This window comes from Pseudomonas sp. G2-4 (genome assembly GCF_030064125.1).
Classification (GTDB): Bacteria; Pseudomonadota; Gammaproteobacteria; order Pseudomonadales; family Pseudomonadaceae; genus Aquipseudomonas.
On sequence record NZ_CP125957.1, the window covers coordinates 5,467,816 to 5,488,374 of the forward strand.

12 protein-coding genes, 2 tRNA genes and 3 rRNA genes are annotated in these 20,559 nt (G+C 57.4%); 3 read left to right on the plus strand and 14 right to left on the minus strand.

From position 1 onward, the window contains the following. The first annotated feature begins 79 nt into the window (after nt 1-79). From mksB to mksF, 3 genes are read left to right on the plus strand one after another with little or no spacing between them, the layout of a single operon-like run. Nucleotides 80-1,360 carry an Mks condensin complex protein MksB gene (gene mksB, locus QNH97_RS23945; protein ID WP_283554201.1) on the plus strand — a complete coding sequence of 427 codons (1,281 nt, stop codon included), beginning with the start codon at nt 80-82 and terminating at the stop codon, nt 1,358-1,360. Continuing rightward, nucleotides 1,350-2,051, plus strand: a complete 702-nt coding sequence (gene mksE / locus QNH97_RS23950; protein ID WP_283554202.1) for an Mks condensin complex protein MksE — start codon at nt 1,350-1,352, stop codon at nt 2,049-2,051. Before mksB ends, mksE begins: the two co-directional genes overlap by 11 nt. Continuing rightward, nucleotides 2,048-4,888, plus strand: coding sequence for an Mks condensin complex protein MksF (gene mksF, locus QNH97_RS23955; protein WP_025215488.1), 2,841 nt, complete (start codon nt 2,048-2,050; stop codon nt 4,886-4,888). The genes mksE and mksF overlap by 4 nt, the downstream gene beginning before the upstream one ends. A 215-nt stretch (nt 4,889-5,103) precedes the next feature. Here mksF and QNH97_RS23960 read toward each other — a convergent pair whose 3' ends face one another. The 14 genes from QNH97_RS23960 to QNH97_RS24025 all read right to left on the minus strand — a co-directional run bounded on the left by QNH97_RS23960 (nt 5,104) and on the right by QNH97_RS24025 (nt 20,556). Next, a complete protein-coding gene (locus tag QNH97_RS23960) occupies nt 5,104-7,407 on the minus strand; it encodes a PqiB family protein (protein ID WP_283554203.1) in 2,304 nt (767 codons plus the stop codon). Next, nucleotides 7,400-8,023, minus strand: a complete 624-nt coding sequence (locus QNH97_RS23965; protein WP_283554204.1) for a paraquat-inducible protein A — start codon at nt 8,021-8,023, stop codon at nt 7,400-7,402. The genes QNH97_RS23960 and QNH97_RS23965 overlap by 8 nt, the downstream gene beginning before the upstream one ends. Continuing rightward, nucleotides 8,010-8,669, minus strand: a complete 660-nt coding sequence (locus QNH97_RS23970; RefSeq protein ID WP_283554205.1) for a paraquat-inducible protein A — start codon at nt 8,667-8,669, stop codon at nt 8,010-8,012. The genes QNH97_RS23965 and QNH97_RS23970 overlap by 14 nt, the downstream gene beginning before the upstream one ends. 149 nt (nt 8,670-8,818) lie before the next feature. Next, a 5S ribosomal RNA gene (rrf, locus tag QNH97_RS23975) occupies nt 8,819-8,934 on the minus strand. 159 nt (nt 8,935-9,093) lie between these two features. Continuing rightward, nucleotides 9,094-11,985, minus strand: a 23S ribosomal RNA gene (locus QNH97_RS23980). A 247-nt stretch (nt 11,986-12,232) separates the two neighbouring features. Next, nucleotides 12,233-12,308: transfer RNA gene (locus QNH97_RS23985), tRNA-Ala, on the minus strand. Nucleotides 12,309-12,318: 10 nt separating this feature from the next. Further along, a tRNA-Ile gene (locus QNH97_RS23990) sits at nt 12,319-12,395 on the minus strand. 123 nt (nt 12,396-12,518) lie between these two features. Beyond that, nucleotides 12,519-14,055: ribosomal RNA gene (locus QNH97_RS23995) — 16S ribosomal RNA — on the minus strand. Together the 16S, 23S and 5S rRNA genes with 2 tRNA genes alongside form the textbook arrangement of a ribosomal RNA operon. Nucleotides 14,056-14,577: 522 nt before the next feature. Next, nucleotides 14,578-15,198, minus strand: a complete 621-nt coding sequence (msrQ, locus tag QNH97_RS24000; RefSeq protein WP_283554206.1) for a protein-methionine-sulfoxide reductase heme-binding subunit MsrQ — start codon at nt 15,196-15,198, stop codon at nt 14,578-14,580. After that, the gene (gene msrP, locus QNH97_RS24005; RefSeq protein WP_283554207.1) at nt 15,198-16,211 is read right to left on the minus strand and encodes a protein-methionine-sulfoxide reductase catalytic subunit MsrP; all 1,014 of its coding nucleotides are present in this window, start codon (nt 16,209-16,211) and stop codon (nt 15,198-15,200) included. The genes msrQ and msrP overlap by 1 nt, the downstream gene beginning before the upstream one ends. 74 nt (nt 16,212-16,285) lie before the next feature. Further along, nucleotides 16,286-17,131, minus strand: coding sequence for a CDP-diacylglycerol--serine O-phosphatidyltransferase (gene pssA / locus QNH97_RS24010; RefSeq protein ID WP_053125264.1), 846 nt, complete (start codon nt 17,129-17,131; stop codon nt 16,286-16,288). A 144-nt stretch (nt 17,132-17,275) separates the two neighbouring features. Further along, the gene (gene ilvC / locus QNH97_RS24015; RefSeq protein ID WP_003185459.1) at nt 17,276-18,292 is read right to left on the minus strand and encodes a ketol-acid reductoisomerase; all 1,017 of its coding nucleotides are present in this window, start codon (nt 18,290-18,292) and stop codon (nt 17,276-17,278) included. 45 nt (nt 18,293-18,337) lie between these two features. Further along, a complete protein-coding gene (gene ilvN / locus QNH97_RS24020; RefSeq protein WP_003176102.1) occupies nt 18,338-18,829 on the minus strand; it encodes an acetolactate synthase small subunit in 492 nt (163 codons plus the stop codon). Between the two features lie 2 nt (nt 18,830-18,831). Beyond that, complete coding sequence (locus tag QNH97_RS24025; protein ID WP_283554208.1) at nt 18,832-20,556, minus strand: acetolactate synthase 3 large subunit; 1,725 nt, start codon at nt 20,554-20,556, stop codon at nt 18,832-18,834. Between the last annotated feature and the right edge of the window lie 3 nt (nt 20,557-20,559).

Sequence of the window (20,559 nt, forward strand, 5' to 3'; positions counted from 1 at the left end):
TCCGTCTCAGGGGGTGAATCGCAAGCGGCCCGATGCAGTACAATCGCCGCTTTTAATTGCCAACCCGACGGCCATTGCGATGATCGAACCCAAGCGCGTCTTGCGCGCCCTCGCTGAACACTGGGCATTGCTGGAACCTTTGTGCGAGCACTTCGACCAGGGCACCCTGAGCCTCAACGAATTGCGTTCACAGCTGGCCGCCCAACAACTGGACAGCACGCCCCAGGACATCACCAGCCTGCTGGACGTGTGGATCCGCCTGGACATTCTCGTGCCGGTGGCGAAAAGCCCGAACCGCTTCGAGCTCAACGCCCAGATCCATGACTTCCTCGCCTACCTGCGCCGCGAACACCGCCTGGGCCTGTGCCTGGAGATCGAAGCCTACCTGCGCCACCTCGAGCGTCTGGCCGGCTACATCCAGGACGCCTTCGACGTGCGCGACGGCGACGACCTGGCCCGCCAGCTGCGCCTGCTGGACATGCGCGTGCGAGACGTCCTCAAGAAACTCGCCAACGATGAACAGGCCCTGGTGGCCGTGGCCGAACGCGCCAAGACCAGCGACCGGCAGATCCCGCTGCGTCAGCGCTATGCCGAAGTATTGGCGACCTGGGATGAATACGTTGAGCCGATGATCCAGTTGGTGAACGCCGACGGTGCATTCGAGCAAGGCGTGCGCAAGGTCGAGAACGTGCTGTTGCGCATGCTCACCGAACAGCAGCGCCTCGGCCACCTGGTGGACGACGACATGCTGCTGCGCACCCACGCGCGCATCCTTGAAATGCAGACCAGTGCCCAGCTGACTCTGCGCCATGCCCGTGAACTGCTCCTGCCGTTACGCGAAGAGGCTCGCCGCCACAACGCCGTGACCCGTGGCGCCGCCCTGGCCCTGGCCGCCATTCGCCGCAAAGGCATCGATGCCGTGCCACAGGCCGCCATGCCGCTGTTCACCCGGCCGCAAAGCACCTTCCTGGGCAGCGCCAGCCAGGTCGAAGCCTATGTCTACGCCCTGGCCCGTTTCGAACCGAAACCCGCGCGTTTCCCCAAGTCCCACAAGACCCACAAGGGCGGCGAGGCGCCGCGCGCACCGCGTACCGTGCGCGAGATGGTCGAGCGGTGCGAAGACGCGCTGCCGATGCCGGACCTGATGACCTGGCTGCTGGAGCAGGAGCCGGACGGCGCCACCGACGAATTGCTGTACTGGTTCTCGCGCCTGTCGCGCGAAAAACGCTTCAAGCGCGAGCGTCTGGAACGCCGCGACTATCACACTCACGAGCATCAGGTCAGCCTGCGCTCCTTCGCCCTGCTCTCGGCCCGCGACACCGCCGCCGAGGATTCTGCGAGCATCCCCCATGCATCTTGATCTATCCGAACTGTCCCATCTGGCGCCGATCTTTCGCGAGCTGTTCAAGGGCTACCACGTCAGCCGCCGCGACCCGGAGCTGTACGCGCAACTGTCCAACTTCCAGGACCAGTACCGCACGCTGTTCAAGGCCTTGGGCTTCGAACTGGTGTGCGATACCCGTGGCTTCTACTACTTCGTGCCGGACCTGGCCGCCGCGGCGGTAAACAAGACCGCCCAGCGCCTGGCGCTGTTCACCTTCATCCTGGTCGAGCATCTGGCCGACCAGGGCCGCGACCCGGTCGCCGTGCTCGACGGTGGCAGCCTGGGCCGCGACGAGTTGCCTTCACTGCTGGAAAAATACCGTGACCTGTTCATCCAGGCCGAAGTGCAGACCCAGGAAGAGCTGGAAGAAAAAATCATGCGCCGCATGACCCAACTGGGCTTTGCCAGCGAGGAAAACGGCGTGTACCGCTTCCTGCCGCCGATGCACCGCTTCCTCGACGTCTGCCTGTCGGTCCAGCAGGATCGCGACCTGGCCGCCAGCCTGCACAGCGTGCTGCCGTTGCCTGTGCCGGTACTGATCGACGAAGACAGCGACGAGAAACTGCTGCAAACCGATGATCCGCTGGACCTCAGCGAATTCGAAGGTGAAAGCGAAGAAGACGCCCTGGCCCGCGCCATTGCCGAAGAACAGGAGACCGACGCATGAGCAAGGAACGCTACGGCATCCGCCGCTTTGCCCTTTTGAACACCGCCGGCTACAGCCTCGGCCTGTTCCCGCTGGAAGAACCGCTGTCGGTGTACGGCGCGAACAACCTCGGTAAATCCGCCTCGATCAACGCCTTGCAGTTCCCGATCCTGGCGCGCATGTCGGACATGAGCTTCGGCAAGTACAGCCTGGAGCAATCCCGGCGGTTCTACTTTGCCTCGGACACCAGCTACATCCTGGTGGAAGTCGCCCTGCCCCATGGCCCACACGTCATCGGCGTGGTCGGTCGCGGCCCCGGCGGCGGTTTCGGTCACCAGTTCTTTGCCTACGCCGGCAAACTGGACCTGGCCCACTATCAGAAAGACGACACCTGCCTGCGTCAGAAAGAGCTGTTCACCAACCTGGAACGCGAAGGCCTCAAAGCCTACGAGCTCAAGCCCGATGAACTGCGGCGCCTGCTGGTAGGCGGTCATACGTCCATTCCGCTGGACCTGACGCTGATCCCGCTGCGCTCAACCAGCGAGCAAAGCCTCAAGACCTTCCGCGCACTGTTCATCAACTTGCTGCACATGCGCGAAATCACCGCAGCCAAGCTCAAGCAACTGTTCCTCGACGCGTTCGAACACAGCCTGCGCTCCGGTAGCGTGGACTACATTGCCGCGTGCGAAGAAGCCTTCCGCGACGTACGACGCATGGAGCAGGACTACAACTCCCTGGTGGCGGCCGGCCCGCTGGTGGAAGCCTTGGCCAATGGCGTGAAGCAACGCGACATCCTGCGCGGCAAACTGCATCGCCTCTCGCCGTTGCTCGACTCGTTGCTGGGCACTTGGTCGGACTACGCCAGTGCGCGCAAGGAAGAGCTGACCATCCAGGCCGAACACTACCGCAACGAACAGGATTCGCTGCAGAACGACCAGCGCGGCGGCACTCAGGAGCTGATGCGCCTGGAGCGGGAAATCAGCGGCATCCAGCGCTGGATCGGCGAACTGTCAGTGCTCAAGAACCGCTTCGCCCTGGTGGATGACGTCAAGGTCCTGGAGCAACAACTGCTTGCCGCCAAGGACGCCCACGACGAACTGGCCGGCGCCCTGGCCCAGTCCCGGCAGTTCAGCGCCGAAGACCTGGAAGAGCGTCTGCGGGATCTGGAAAAACGTCTGAAGTCGGTCAAGCAGCAACTTGATCACGCCGACAACAACAGCTACGCCCGCCTGCGGGAAGAATTCTCGCAGCAAGACGTCGAGCGACTGATGCGCCTGTTCAACAGCGCCTTGTTCAGCCTGCCGCTGGGCGAGCACGGCATCGCGCTGGACGAGAACGGCGAGTGGGTCAAATCCATGGAGTTGATCCTCGACGGCTTCAAGGGTGAGCGTTTCGAAGTGCCAGGCCTGTCCATCGACCTGTCCCACATCGAGCCGCCAGCCCTGCAAGCCCTGGCCGACCGCGCCGCGCTGCGGGACCAGAAAGAGCGCCTGGAAAAAGAACTCAAGCAGCTCAAGACCCAGCAAGCCGTGGCGGCCGACCGTGCGGCGAGCAAGACCCAGACCGAGGCGCTGTACCAGCAGGTCCTGGATGCGCAAAAAGCCTTGGAAGACTTCCGTCGTACCCAGACGTTGAGTGCCGAAGAAGGCGAGAAGCTCGAACAGCTGGCGCAGATGGAAGCGGCCCAGGACGAACTCAAACGCTCCAGCGACGCCTTCACCGAGCGCGTCCAGCAGTTGTCCGCCAAGTTGCAACTGGTGGGCCGGCAGATCGCCGACATGGAAGCCAAGCAACGCACCCTCGACGACGCCCTGCGCCGTCGCCAATTGCTGCCGGCGGACCTGCCGTTCGGCACGCCGTTCATGGATCCGGTCGACGATTCCATGGACAACCTCCTGCCGCTGCTCAACGACTATCAGGACAGCTGGCAAGGCCTGTTGCGGGTCGACGGCCAGATCGAAGCGCTATATGCCCAGGTGCGCCTCAAGGGCGTGGCCAAGTTCGACAGCGAAGACGACATGGAGCGGCGCCTGCAGTTGCTGATCAACGCCTATGCCCACCGCACCGACGAAGCGCTGACCCTGGGCAAGGCACGCCGTGCAGCGGTGACCGACATCGCCAGGACCCTGCGCAACATCCGCAGCGACTACGACAGTCTCGAACACCAACTGGCGCTGTTCAACCGCGAGATCAACAAGCGCCAGGTGTCCAACCTGCAGAGCTTCCGCATCGTCCTGGCGCCGAACAAGGAAGCACTCAAGCACATCGACCAGATCATCCACAGCGCCGGACAGTACGAAGAAGGCGAGACGCTGTCGGTGTTCGATCTCAGCCAGAGCGCCGAGCAGGACAACAAGAACGAAGAAGCCAAGGAATACCTGGCGCGGTTGGTGGCGGCGAACCACAACCAGCTCGGCCTCAAGGACCTGTTCGAACTCGCGTTCGAGATCACCAAGGTCAACGGCCAGCCCGTGATCCACACCGACATCGACGGTGCGGCGTCCAACGGCACCACGATGACCATCAAGGCGCTGACCAACATGTACTTGTTGCTGCACCTGATGGACCGCGAACAGGCCGGTCGCGTGCGTCTGCCGTACTACCTCGACGAAGCAGCGGACATCGACGAGAAAAACCAGGCCGCACTGCTGGAGACCAGTCTGCAATTGGGCTTCGTGCCGATCCTGGCCAGTGTGAAACCGCAAGTCTGCGCCAGTGTCGCCATCGACCTGGAAGGTGGCAGCGGGCCGAACGGCATCTACATCGACGAAGCGGACTGGAAATACATCCGTCGTCACGATGCGGTGAAAGCCACGGTGAATGTACAAGCCGATGAGCCGGAGCTGGATCCGGTGTGATATGAAAAGCCGGAAATGAAAAGGCCGCGATCCAAATGGATCGCGGCCTTTTTTATTGCAGAGTGCTTTTAGGATTTCAGTGCAACTGATGGCCTCATCGCGAGCAAGCTCGCTCCCACAGGGTTAGTGTCGCTCATGGCAGTCAAGTACGACATCCATCGAATGTGGGAGCGAGCTTGCTCGCGATGGCGTTAATCCAGACAACGCCGAACTTGTTACTTGCCGAGACTGATCTTCGGCGCCCAGGTCAGCCACTCATCTTCAAACTTATCGAACAGCGGGAAGGTCTGCTGCGGCCGCGCCGGGCTGCCCATTCTCTCGCCATCCGGCGTTGCGAAGGCAATGCCACCCTGGATCAGCGTTTCCAAAGATTCAGTTCGTACCGTCGCCCCCTTGAACAAACCGAAGTCCAAACCAAAACCGCTGGTATTCCAGAATCGCGTGCCGCTGCGCACCAGTGGCGCATATTTGGGTTCGATCAGAATATGGATCAGCACCCGGTCCGCCGTCTGGCCCAGTTCATAACCGGTAACCTTGCCCACGGTAATCTCGCGGTAGGTCACCGGCACGCCGGTCTTCAACGATCCACGGCGGGCCGCGCTCAACACCAGGCTCAAACCTGCTTCGGGCACAGCGGATTCCGGCGGATTGGCCAGAGCGACGAAACTCTTCTGCGGCCCGAGGTTTTTCGCCGAGGGTTGCACTTCGATGTACTGGCCGGTCACCAGCGTCTCCAGGTTGGATGTCTTGATCAACCCGAGTTCGGGTTTGACCACCCAAAACTGCGAACCGACCCGGGCAATGCGCTCCGGCACTTCGGTGATCCGCGCCGTGAGCAGCACCGATTGCAGATCACCGCTGAGATCCACATCCTCGATCTTGCCCACATCCAGCCCTTTGAAGCGGATCGGCGTACCGCTGCGCAAACCGTCGGCGCGATCGACTTTGATCGTCACGACGGCGCCCTTCTGTTGTGCGGCTTCACGGTCTTCGAACAAACGGAACCGTGGGACGCGCCGTTTCAACGGCACATTGGGTTCCGGTGTCTCGAAGGAAATGCCGCCGGCCATCAGACTTTGCAAGGATTCACTCTTGACCTGGATCCCGCCGGTCAAACCGCCGGTGAGGGTAATGCCACTGGCGTTCCAGAACCGTGTCGAGCCGTTGACCAGCCCTTCGTATTCTTTCTCGATGTGCACACCGATGATCAGCTGCTTTTTCTTGCGGGAGAACTGATAGCTCTGCACCGACCCGACCTTGACCTGCTTGTAGAGAATCGGGCTGCCGACCTCCAGCGATCCGAGGTTTTCGGTCAGCAAGACCAAGTGCAGCCCCGGCGAACGCAAGTCCAACGGTGGCGCCTTCGCCCTGGCTTCGAATTCCCGCTGCGGCGCACCACCCTTATCGCCTGGGCGTATGGCAATGTAATTACCCTTGACCAAGGCTTCCAGGCCCGTGATACCCGCCAGGGAGATCGAGGGCTTGACGACCCAGAACTGCGTGCCGGTTACCAGGTAATCTTCAGCCAGTGGGTCCAAGGTCAGTTCAGCCGTAGCGCTGGACAGGTCCGGGTCGACCTTGAGGTTCTTCAGACTGCCGACCTGGATGCCTTTGTACATCACCGGCGTACGACCAGCCTGCAACCCTTCGAAGTCGCTGAGTTTGACTTTCACCCGGATCCCCGCAGCGGCCGCGTCAAAGTCTTCGTAGAGACGAAACGGCAGGCTTGGATCCGTTGGAGGACTGTCTTTGCGGCTTTCCGGCGTGGCAAACGCAATGCCACCGGCCACGATGCTGGACAAGGACTCGCTACGCACTTTGACGCCCGACAGGTTGGCATCGATGCTGATGCCGCTGGCGTTCCAGAAACGCGTGTGCTTGCGTACCAGGCTGGCATAGGTCGGCTCGATGAAGACTTTGACCTCAACCTTGCTCTGGTCCTCGGACAGCAAGTAACTTTTCACTTGGCCGACCTGAATCTGTTTATAGAACACCGGACTGCCGCGGTTGAGCGAACCCAGTCGGTCTGCCTTGAGGGTCAGGTGCAAACCCGGCTTGGCGTCCGACAGCGGCGGCTCTTCGGCCAGGGCCTTGAATTTACGGGTCGGCTCCCCTTCACCCGGGTTGATCGCCACGTAGTTACCCGATACCAGGGTTTCCAGGCCGGTGATCCCGGCCAGGCTCACGCTCGGCTTGACCAGCCAGAAACGTGTTCCGGTCTTGAGGTATTGCTCGACCTCCTTGTTCATCTCGATGGTGACGAGCACGCCTTTTGAGCTGCCTTCGTCATCAAGCGTGAGGGCCTTCACTTTGCCGACCGGCATGCCTTTGTAGACGACTTCGGTCTTGTTGACCTGAATACCTTCACCGCTCTCAAAACGCACAGTGATCTCGATTCCGGTTGCGGTATAAGCCCGCCAGCCAAGCCAACCACCGATAATCAAGGCAATGAGCGGCAGGACCCAGATGGCTGACCAGTTCGAAGCCGGTCGGGTTTTAGCGGTAGGCAAATCAGTCATGGTCGTCATCCGACTCCGTGTTATCCCAAATCAGTCGGGGATCGAAGGTTACTGCGGCAATCATTGTCAAAATCACTACGCTGGCAAATGCAATCGCGCCGAGACCGGCTTCGACACTGGCAAGCCGTCCGAAATTCACCACGGCCACCAAAATGGCGATCACGAAAATATCCAGCATCGACCAGCGGCCGATGAACTCAATGAAGCGGTACATGAGGATGCGTTGTCGGGCAGACAGGGGCTGATGTCGCTGCACCGAAAACAGCAACAGGGCGATGCCCACCAGCTTGAACGTGGGCACCATAATACTGGCGATGAACACCACGGCGGCAATAGGGATCATGCCGTGTTGTACCAACTCGATAACGCCGGACATGATGGTACTCGGAGCGCCCTGGCCCAGCGAGCTAACGGTCATGATCGGCAGCATGTTGGCCGGAATGTAGAGAATCGCCGCCGTGATCAACAACGCCCAGGTCCGCATCAAGCTGTTCGGACGACGGGGATGGATCAGCGCACCGCAACGGGTACAAGTTTGTTTATCGGCGTCAGCATCCTGCCGGTTCAACTCATGGCATTCGGTACAGATCAGAATGCCAGCATCAATCGCCCGCATGGGCATCCTCTCCTGATAACGCTTGCCAGATCTGGTGCGGCGACATGACCACCTCCAGCCAGACCTGAACCAGCAACAAACTGATGAAGCACGCCAGGCCAAGGCCTACGGTGATGGCCGCCATGTCTGCCAACTTGACGATGGCCACCAGGACGCCCATGAGGTAGACCTCGAGCATCCCCCAGTCTCGTAGATGGTGATAAATGCGATACAGCAATAACCCGTAACTACGGCCGATGTTCCAGTGAATGGTCAGCAACACCGCCAGCTGACAAAGCAACTTGAGCAGTGGAATGCCCATGCTGCACAGGAACACCACTGCCGATACGCCTTGCATACCAGTATCGAACAGCCCGACCACGCCACTCCAGACGGTGTCCTGGGAGGACTGCCCGAGCAAATTGAGTTGCATGATGGGTAAAAAGTTTGCCGGCACATATAACAACAGGGCGGCGATGACCAAGGCCAGGCTGCGCTCGACCACATTGTGTCGATGGGCGTAAAGCTCATAGCCGCAACGGGGGCATTCGGCTTTTTCGCCATGGGCCAGTTGGGGCTTGCGCATCAACAGGTCGCATTCATGGCACGCCACCAGATCGTTCAGGGGTAGATCTGACAACCGATGAGCGTCTGACGGTTCGGGCATAAAGAGCTCTGGCTCAGCTAAGTTGGGGCTATTCTAGTGCTCCGGCTCAAAAATAACTGTGCAAATTTATCACGAGCGTTCGACACACTTTTATTGCGGGCAAAAAAAAACCCCTACCTGCATCAGCAGATAGGGGTTTCGGAATTTAATCTTGACGATGACCTACTCTCACATGGGGAAACCCCACACTACCATCGGCGATGCATCGTTTCACTGCTGAGTTCGGGATGGGATCAGGTTGTTCCAATGCTCTATGGTCGTCAAGAAATTCGGTAGCCGGCGCGTGCCTTGCGGTCACGTTCCAGCAAATGGGTATGCGATAGTTTGTGTGTTGCTTTGTGAGCAGCTTCGAACTTTCGGTTCGTGTCGTCTTCACACACCGCAATCTGGCCTCTTTCGAGTTCACAAATTGCTTGGGTGTTATATGGTCAAGCCTCACGGGCAATTAGTACAGGTTAGCTCAACGCCTCACAGCGCTTACACACCCTGCCTATCAACGTCGTAGTCTTCGACGGCCCTTCAGGGGACTCAAGGTCCCAGTGAGATCTCATCTTGAGGCAAGTTTCCCGCTTAGATGCTTTCAGCGGTTATCTTTCCCGAACATAGCTACCCGGCAATGCCACTGGCGTGACAACCGGAACACCAGAGGTTCGTCCACTCCGGTCCTCTCGTACTAGGAGCAGCCCCTCTCAAATCTCAAACGTCCACGGCAGATAGGGACCGAACTGTCTCACGACGTTCTAAACCCAGCTCGCGTACCACTTTAAATGGCGAACAGCCATACCCTTGGGACCGGCTTCAGCCCCAGGATGTGATGAGCCGACATCGAGGTGCCAAACACCGCCGTCGATATGAACTCTTGGGCGGTATCAGCCTGTTATCCCCGGAGTACCTTTTATCCGTTGAGCGATGGCCCTTCCATACAGAACCACCGGATCACTAAGACCTACTTTCGTACCTGCTCGACGTGTCTGTCTCGCAGTCAAGCGCGCTTTTGCCTTTATACTCTACGACCGATTTCCGACCGGTCTGAGCGCACCTTCGTACTCCTCCGTTACTCTTTAGGAGGAGACCGCCCCAGTCAAACTACCCACCATACACTGTCCTCGATCCGGATAACGGACCTGAGTTAGAACCTCAAAGTTGCCAGGGTGGTATTTCAAGGTTGGCTCCACGCGAACTGGCGTCCACGCTTCAAAGCCTCCCACCTATCCTACACAAGCAAATTCAAAGTCCAGTGCAAAGCTATAGTAAAGGTTCACGGGGTCTTTCCGTCTAGCCGCGGATACACTGCATCTTCACAGCGATTTCAATTTCACTGAGTCTCGGGTGGAGACAGCGCCGCCATCGTTACGCCATTCGTGCAGGTCGGAACTTACCCGACAAGGAATTTCGCTACCTTAGGACCGTTATAGTTACGGCCGCCGTTTACCGGGGCTTCGATCAAGAGCTTCGCGTTAGCTAACCCCATCAATTAACCTTCCGGCACCGGGCAGGCGTCACACCCTATACGTCCACTTTCGTGTTTGCAGAGTGCTGTGTTTTTAATAAACAGTCGCAGCGGCCTGGTATCTTCGACCGGCATGAGCTTACGGAGCAAGTCCTTCACCCTCACCGGCGCACCTTCTCCCGAAGTTACGGTGCCATTTTGCCTAGTTCCTTCACCCGAGTTCTCTCAAGCGCCTTGGTATTCTCTACCCAACCACCTGTGTCGGTTTGGGGTACGGTTCCTGGTTACCTGAAGCTTAGAAGCTTTTCTTGGAAGCATGGCATCAACCACTTCGTCACCCAAAGGGTAACTCGTCATCAGCTCTCGGCCTTGAAACCCCGGATTTACCTAAGATTTCAGCCTACCACCTTAAACTTGGACAACCAACGCCAAGCTGGCCTAGCCTTCTCCGTCCCTCCATCGCAATAACCAGAAGTACAGGAATATTAACCTGTTTTCCATCGACTACGCTTTTCAGCCTCGCCTTAGGGACCGACTAACCCTGCGTCGATTAACGTTGCGCAGGAAACCTTGGTCTTTCGGCGTGGGTGTTTTTCACACCCATTGTCGTTACTCATGTCAGCATTCGCACTTCTGATACCTCCAGCAAGCTTCTCAACTCACCTTCACAGGCTTACAGAACGCTCCTCTACCGCATCACCTAAGTGATACCCGTAGCTTCGGTGTATGGTTTGAGCCCCGTTACATCTTCCGCGCAGGCCGACTCGACTAGTGAGCTATTACGCTTTCTTTAAAGGGTGGCTGCTTCTAAGCCAACCTCCTAGCTGTCTAAGCCTTCCCACATCGTTTCCCACTTAACCATAACTTTGGGACCTTAGCTGACGGTCTGGGTTGTTTCCCTTTTCACGACGGACGTTAGCACCCGCCGTGTGTCTCCCATGCTCGGCACTTGTAGGTATTCGGAGTTTGCATCGGTTTGGTAAGTCGGGATGACCCCCTAGCCGAAACAGTGCTCTACCCCCTACAGTGATACATGAGGCGCTACCTAAATAGCTTTCGAGGAGAACCAGCTATCTCCGAGCTTGATTAGCCTTTCACTCCGATCCACAGGTCATCCGCTAACTTTTCAACGGTAGTCGGTTCGGTCCTCCAGTTAGTGTTACCCAACCTTCAACCTGCCCATGGATAGATCGCCCGGTTTCGGGTCTATTCCCAGCGACTAGACGCCCTATTAAGACTCGCTTTCGCTACGCCTCCCCTATTCGGTTAAGCTCGCCACTGAAAATAAGTCGCTGACCCATTATACAAAAGGTACGCAGTCACCCAACAAAGTGGGCTCCCACTGCTTGTACGCATACGGTTTCAGGATCTATTTCACTCCCCTCTCCGGGGTTCTTTTCGCCTTTCCCTCACGGTACTAGTTCACTATCGGTCAGTCAGTAGTATTTAGCCTTGGAGGATGGTCCCCCCATATTCAGACAAAGTTTCTCGTGCTCCGTCCTACTCGATTTCACTTCTAAGATCCTTTCGCGTACAGGGCTATCACCCACTATGGCCGCACTTTCCAGAGCGTTCCGCTAAAATCAAAGAAGCTTAAGGGCTAGTCCCCGTTCGCTCGCCACTACTAAGGGAATCTCGGTTGATTTCTTTTCCTCAGGGTACTTAGATGTTTCAGTTCCCCTGGTTCGCCTCTTGCACCTATGTATTCAGTACAAGATAACCATCTTATGATGGCTGGGTTCCCCCATTCAGACATCTCCGGATCAAAGTCTGTTTGCCGACTCCCCGAAGCTTTTCGCAGGCTACCACGTCTTTCATCGCCTCTGACTGCCAAGGCATCCACCGTATGCGCTTCTTCACTTGACCATATAACCCCAAGCAATCTGGTTATACTGTGAAGACGACATTCGCCGAAAATTCGTACGCTTGCTCACTTAAGAGCAACTCACAAATTTTACCTTAGCCTGAGCCGTTACCAGTGAAAGTAACGTCCAGTCTATCTTTCTATCACATACCCAAATTTTTAAAGAACGATCTAATCAAAAGACTAGAAATCAACATTCAGGCACCGTCTTGGTGGAATGCTCATTTCTAAGCTTTCAGAAGCAGTTTATGGTGGAGCCAAGCGGGATCGAACCGCTGACCTCCTGCGTGCAAGGCAGGCGCTCTCCCAGCTGAGCTATGGCCCCATAACAAAATTGGTGGGTCTGGGCAGATTCGAACTGCCGACCTCACCCTTATCAGGGGTGCGCTCTAACCAACTGAGCTACAGACCCAATTTCGAGCTTGTAACTGTTAGCTATGAGCTATCAGCTTGGAGCTTAAAGCTGCTTCTATCGTCTTCTTCAATGAATCAAGCAATTCGTGTGGGAGCTCATGAAGCAGCTGCGGTCGTCGATTAAGGAGGTGATCCAGCCGCAGGTTCCCCTACGGCTACCTTGTTACGACTTCACCCCAGTCATGAATCACACCGTGGTAACCGTCCTCCCGAAGGTTAGACTAGCTACTTCTGGTGCAACCCACTCCCATGGTGTGACGGGCGGTGTGTACAAGGCCCGGGAACGTATTCACCGCGACATTCTGATTCGCGATTACTAGCGATTCCGACTTCACGCAGTCGAGTTGCAGACTGCGATCCGGACTACGATCGGTTTTGTGGGATTAGCTCCACCTCGCGGCTTGGCAACCCTCTGTACCGACCATTGTAGCACGTGTGTAGCCCAGGCCGTAAGGGCCATGATGACTTGACGTCATCCCCACCTTCCTCCGGTTTGTCACCGGCAGTCTCCTTAGAGTGCCCACCATAACGTGCTGGTAACTAAGGACAAGGGTTGCGCTCGTTACGGGACTTAACCCAACATCTCACGACACGAGCTGACGACAGCCATGCAGCACCTGTCTCAATGTTCCCGAAGGCACCAATCCATCTCTGGAAAGTTCATTGGATGTCAAGGCCTGGTAAGGTTCTTCGCGTTGCTTCGAATTAAACCACATGCTCCACCGCTTGTGCGGGCCCCCGTCAATTCATTTGAGTTTTAACCTTGCGGCCGTACTCCCCAGGCGGTCAACTTAATGCGTTAGCTGCGCCACTAAGAGCTCAAGGCTCCCAACGGCTAGTTGACATCGTTTACGGCGTGGACTACCAGGGTATCTAATCCTGTTTGCTCCCCACGCTTTCGCACCTCAGTGTCAGTATCAGTCCAGGTGGTCGCCTTCGCCACTGGTGTTCCTTCCTATATCTACGCATTTCACCGCTACACAGGAAATTCCACCACCCTCTACCATACTCTAGCTTGTCAGTTTTGAATGCAGTTCCCAGGTTGAGCCCGGGGATTTCACATCCAACTTAACAAACCACCTACGCGCGCTTTACGCCCAGTAATTCCGATTAACGCTTGCACCCTCTGTATTACCGCGGCTGCTGGCACAGAGTTAGCCGGTGCTTATTCTGTCGGTAACGTCAAGACAATCACGTATTAAGTAACTGCCCTTCCTCCCAACTTAAAGTGCTTTACAATCCGAAGACCTTCTTCACACACGCGGCATGGCTGGATCAGGCTTTCGCCCATTGTCCAATATTCCCCACTGCTGCCTCCCGTAGGAGTCTGGACCGTGTCTCAGTTCCAGTGTGACTGATCATCCTCTCAGACCAGTTACGGATCGTCGCCTTGGTGAGCCATTACCCCACCAACTAGCTAATCCGACCTAGGCTCATCTGATAGCGCAAGGCCCGAAGGTCCCCTGCTTTCTCCCGTAGGACGTATGCGGTATTAGCGTCCGTTTCCGAGCGTTATCCCCCACTACCAGGCAGATTCCTAGGCATTACTCACCCGTCCGCCGCTCTCAAGAGAAGCAAGCTTCTCTCTACCGCTCGACTTGCATGTGTTAGGCCTGCCGCCAGCGTTCAATCTGAGCCATGATCAAACTCTTCAGTTCAAACATCTTTGGGTTTTGAGAAAACCCTAAACTTGGCTCAGCAATCGTTGGTTACATCTTTGATTTCTCGCGGAGTAACTTGTGATGCTGATAATCTGTTGACTAGCAGTCTGACTCCACAAGCACCCACACGAATTGCTTGATTCAGTTGTTAAAGAGCGGTGGGTTGAGCCTTTCGTCTCAACCGAGGCGCGCATTCTACAGCGCCTTGTGTATCTGTCAAGCGGTTATTTTCAACAACTTCAACCACTTGCGCTTCCGATCTCTCGTTAGCGGGAGGCGAATTCTACAGCGTTACTCGCTGCTGTCAACACCTCTTTTTCTCCGCTTTCGACCGAGAAGATCGAATCGTCAATAAGGCCAAACAAACCACCTTATCAACTACTTCCCAGGCTTCGATAAACTGAAGCCCGGCACTTTCAAAACAAGGATAACTCATTGAAACTCAAGGAGTTTTCCGTTTCGACTGCGCCGGAAGTGGGGCGAATTATAGACGTCCAGAATCTGCCGTCAACCCTTAATTTACGCTTTTGTTGCAGAAGGGACTTTCCTGCCCATCAAGCGCGGAGTCCGACGCGCAATCGCAGGAATTCTGAGCACCAACAGTACCGCACCTATAAAGGCGTAAATCGACCATTCTTTCAGGTCCGCCCGCACGATCCACAGCATGTGCAACAACCCAAGCCCCAAAATCAGATAAACCAGGCGATGCAGCTTCTTCCAACGCGGGCCAAGTCGCCGCTGGCTGTAGCGATTGGACGTAACCGCCAGCGCCAGCAAACCGAGAAACCCAAGCCCACCAACAATGATATAAGGCCGCTTGCTCAACTCAACGCCCAGCTGTGACCAATCAAACCCCAGTATGAACGCCGCATACCCACTCAGATGCAGCACTGCATAAGCAAAGCACCACAACCCCAACTGACGCCTGACCGCGACCCACCCCGCCCACCCCGTCAGCTTCTGCAGCGGCGTCATGCTCAAGGTGATCAGCAGCAAGATCAGCGCCCCCAACCCGAGCCGATCCACCAGCACCTTGCCCGGGTCAGGACCCAGTGAATTCATCAAGGCCTCGTACAGCCAGAACAACGGCCAGATCGCTGCGGCGACGAAAACGCCGATTCGCCATATCGGGAAACGCATCAGTAGTCCTTCCTCAAGTCCATCCCTGCATAGAGAGAAGCGACTTCATCCTGATAGCCGTTGAACATCAACGTATCGCGAACATTGGGACTGAACAGCCCACTCGGCAAACGACGCTCGTGGGCCTGGGTCCAGCGCGGGTGATCGACCGTCGGATTAACGTTGGCATAAAAGCCGTACTCATCAGATGCGATGCTTTGCCAGGTCGTCTTCGGCTGCTCGCTCACCAGACTGATGCGCACAATGGACTTCACGCTTTTGAAACCGTACTTCCACGGCACCACCAGCCGCAACGGTGCACCGTTCTGATTTGGCAGCTCTCGTCCGTACATCCCCACCGCCAGGATTGCCAGCGGGTTCATCGCCTCATCCAATCGCAAGCCTTCCACATAAGGCCAGTCGATCAAGGCGAAACCTGAGCGCTGTCCCGGCATGACCTTGGGATCCTGCAAGGTTTCGAAGCGAATGTACTTGGCCTTGGAGGTCGGCTCGACCTGCTTGAGCAGCGCCGAAATGGGAAAGCCGATCCACGGAATGACCATCGACCAGGCTTCGACACAGCGCAAGCGATAGATTCGCTCTTCCAATTGATAAGGCTTCATGAAGTCTTCCAACCCATAGCGCCCCGGTTTGCCTACCTCGCCGTCCACCACCACACTCCAGGGTTCGGTTTTCAAGGATCCGGCATTCGCCGCCGGATCGCCCTTGTCGGTCCCGAACTCATAGAAATTGTTGTAATGGGTGGCGTCCTTGAACGGCGTGATTGACTCATCCTTGACCGTGACCGCCCCCCATTGGGTGGATGGCAGCTTTTTGGCCAACCCGGACGGGGCCTTGCCGGGCTCGACATCGGCATAACGCGCAGCATCGGCAGCACCCGCCCAACGCGGCAGGCTGCTCACGGCGAGACCCGCCATGGTTGCGCCCAGCATTTGACGACGGGAAAGATAAAGGGATTCAGGCGTGACATCCGATTCACGGCAGTCGGACGTCTTGGGGATCTTGATCAGCATGACAACTCCGCAGTATTTGGAGGCAGATGCACCATAGACTGCGGAGTATGGGGGAAATTACATTAAGGCAACGTTTAGCGTCGGCGAAGACGCAGTAAGTATTGCACCGGTCCGGAAGCGGCATAGGCGAGAAAAACCAGCAGCAGAATACGCGGCGGATCACTGAAGACCACCGCGAACACCAATACCACCGCCAGGATCGCAACGAACGGCACGCGGCCCTTCAAGTCCAGCTCCTTGAAGCTGTTGTACTTGATGTTGCTGACCATCAACATCCCGGCCGCCGCGACCAGCAACGCCACCAGGAACGACATTTTCGAACCCTGGATGCCGTAGTCGCTGAATGCCCAGACGACACCCGCCACCACACCGGCCGCAGCCGGGCTGGCCAGGCCGATGAAGTAGCGTTTGTCAGCCTTGCCGACTTGCGTGTTGAAGCGCGCCAGGCGCAACGCTGCGCCCGCCACATAGATGAAGGCGACCATCCAGCCGACCTTGCCCATATCCCCCAGCGCCCAGCCGAACGCCAACAAGGCAGGAGCCACGCCGAAGGCGACCATGTCGGACAGCGAATCATATTCGGCGCCAAACGCGCTCTGGGTATTGGTCATGCGGGCCACACGTCCGTCCAGGCCGTCGAGCACCATGGCAACAAAGATCGCAATGGCCGCAAAGGCGAAGTAACGACTCGCCCCTGCACTATCGCCGGCGCTCAATGCGGCCTGGGCGCTCATGGAGCTGATGATGGAATAGAAACCGGCGAACAGGTTCGCGGTGGTGAACAGGTTCGGCAGCAGATAGATGCCACGATGCCGGACCTTACGGCCTTCAGCGTCATGCCCTTCTTCGATGTGCTCATCGATGGGGAGCAGGCTTTCAGCGTCAGGAGCCTGGTTTGGCTCGTCGGGACGTTCACTCATGGACAGTACCTTGCAACGGTGTGAAAAAATTCGACAGGTGTCTGGGACGACGGTTCGGCCACAAACGATGCTGCTTTATACCAGAAGCTACCGCCCAAACGAAAAAACGCGGCCAGGGCCGCGTTTTTTGATCAAGCTCGCGACTTAGTTCTTGGCTTTGTCGACGATCTTGTTGGCACCGATCCACGGCATCATCGAGCGCAGTTGCTCACCGATGATTTCGATACCGTGTGCGGCGTTGTTACGACGCTTGGCGGTCATCGAAGGATAGCCGGTGGCGCCCTCGCTGATGAACATCTTGGCGTATTCGCCGTCCTGAATACGTTTCAGGGCGTTGCGCATGGCCTGACGGGACTCGGCGTTGATGACTTCCGGGCCGGTCACGTACTCGCCGTATTCGGCGTTGTTGGAGATCGAGTAGTTCATGTTGGCGATACCGCCTTCGTACATGAGGTCAACGATCAACTTCAGTTCGTGCAGGCATTCGAAGTAGGCCATTTCTGGCGCGTAGCCCGCTTCAACCAGGGTTTCGAAACCGGCTTTCACCAGCTCGACGGTGCCGCCGCACAGAACGGCTTGCTCGCCGAACAGGTCGGTTTCAGTCTCGTCCTTGAAGGTGGTTTCGATGATGCCGGTACGACCGCCACCAACGCCAGCGGCGTAGGACAGTGCAACGTTCTTGGCGTTGCCGGAAGCATCCTGATAGATCGCGATCAGGTCAGGGATACCGCCGCCTTTGACGAACTCGGAACGCACGGTGTGGCCCGGAGCCTTCGGCGCGATCATGATCACGTCGAGGTCGGCGCGCGGCACAACCTGGTTGTAGTGGATCGCGAAACCGTGGGAGAAGGCCAGGGTGGCGCCTTTCTTGATGTTCGGCTCGATTTCGTTCTTGTACAGGGCAGACTGGAACTCGTCCGGGGTCAGGATCATGACCAGGTCGGCTGCGGCAACGGCGGAAGCCACGTCGGTGACTTTCAGGCCATGGGCCTCGGCCTTGGCAACGGTGGCCGAGCCTTTACGCAGGCCAACGGTCACGTCAACGCCGGAATCCTTCAGGTTGCACGCCTGGGCGTGACCTTGGGAACCGTAGCCGATGATGGCGACTTTCTTGCCCTGGATGATCGACAGGTCGCAGTCTTTATCGTAGAAAACTTTCATGAATTTCCCCTCTATCCGGCCATTCAGGCCATTCGCTAATTTGGTTTAGATGCTCAGTACTTTGTCGCCACGGGCAATCCCGGTGACGCCACTGCGTACGGTTTCGAGAATCGAGGCAGTGCCGATCGATTGAATGAAGCTGTCGAGCTTGTCGCTGGTACCGGTCAACTGAACGGTATAGACGCTGGCGCTGACATCGACGATCTGCCCACGATAAATATCGGTAGTGCGTTTGATCTCGGCGCGCTGGGCGCCGGTGGCCTTGACCTTGACCAGCATCAGTTCGCGCTCGATGTGAGCGCTTTCCGACAGGTCCACCAGCTTGACCACCTCGATCAGCTTGTTCAGGTTTTTGGTGATCTGCTCGATGACCTCATCGTGGCCAACAGTGGTCAGCGTCAGACGCGACAGGGTCGGGTCTTCGGTTGGCGCCACGGTCAGGCTTTCGATGTTGTAGTTGCGCTGCGAGAACAGCCCCACAACACGGGACAGAGCACCCGGTTCGTTTTCCAGAAGCAGGGAAATAATATGTCGCATGATTAGGTACGCTCCGTCTTGCTCAGCCACATATCGCGCATGGAGCCGTCTTTGATCTGCATCGGGTAGACGTGCTCACTGGTGTCGACCGAAATATCGATGACCACCAGACGGCCCTTCATGGCGAACGCCTCCTCCATCTTCGACTTCAAGTCCTTGGATTCGGTGATGCGCATGCCGACGTGACCATAGGCCTCTGCGAGCTTGACGAAATCAGGCAGCGACTCCATGTAGGAGTGCGAGTGACGACTGCCGTAGCTCATGTCCTGCCACTGGCGAACCATACCCAGCACACCGTTGTTCAAGATCACGATCTTCACCGGCAGACCGTACTGCAGGCAGGTGGACAGCTCCTGGATGTTCATCTGGATACTGCCCTCGCCCGTGACGCAGGCAACGTCGGCATCCGGAAAGCTCAACTGGATACCCATGGCCGCCGGGAAACCGAAGCCCATGGTGCCCAGGCCACCGGAGTTGATCCAGCGGTTGGGTTTGTTGAACTTGTAGTACTGCGCAGCGAACATCTGGTGCTGGCCCACGTCGGAGGTCACAAAGGCATCGCCCTTGGTCACTTCGCACAGGGTCTCGATCACGGTCTGCGGCTTGATCACGCTGCCGTCGCCCTTGTCATAAGGGAACAGGCCACGGTCGCCGCGCCACTCATCAACTTGCTTCCACCAACTGGCCACGGACTCCTTGTTCGGTGTCTCGCCGATTTCCTTGAGGATGGCGACCATTTCGGTCAGCACGCTTTCCACAGGACCGACAATCGGCACGTCTGCCTTGATGGTCTTGGAGATGGAGGCTGGATCGATGTCGATGTGGATGATCTTGGCGTTCGGGCAAAACTTCGCCGGGCCGTTGATGACACGGTCGTCGAAACGCGCGCCGACGGCCAGGATCACATCGGCATGGTGCATCGCCAGGTTGGCGGTGTAGCTGCCGTGCATGCCGAGCATACCGATGAACTGACGGTCGGTGCCCGGGTAGGCGCCCAGACCCATCAAGGTATTGGTGACCGGCAGGTTGAGCATCTTCGCCAGTTCGGTCAGCGGCGCGGAGCCACCGCCGAGGATCACGCCACCACCCGAGTAGAGCACCGGGCGTTTGGCCGCCAGCAGCATTTCGGCGGCCTTGCGGATTTGCCCGGAGTGCCCGCGTACGGCCGGGCTGTAGGAACGCAGCTTGGCTTTCTTCGGGAAGATGTATTCGAACTTCTCGGCCGGGTTGGTCATGTCTTTCGGAACATCGACCACGACCGGGCCCGGACGACCGGATTCAGCCAGGTAAAAGGCCTTCTTCATGACTTCCGGGATTTCCGACGCGTGCTTGATCATGAAGCTGTGCTTCACGATCGGCCGGGAGATACCGATCATGTCGGTTTCCTGGAACGCATCGGTGCCAACCAGGGTGCTGGGCACCTGGCCGGAGATGATCACCATTGGGATGGAGTCCATGTACGCCGTGGCGATACCGGTGATGGCGTTCGTGGCGCCTGGACCGGAAGTCACCAGTACCACGCCGGCCTTGCCGGTGGCACGGGCATAGCCGTCAGCCATATGGGTCGCCGCTTGCTCGTGACGAACCAGGATGTGAGTCACTTCCGGTTCTTTGAACAGCGCATCATAGACATGAAGAAGAGCACCACCGGGGTACCCGTAGATATACTTGACGCCTTCGTCACGCAAAAAGCGGACGAGCATCTCACCGCCAGATAAAAGCTCCACGTT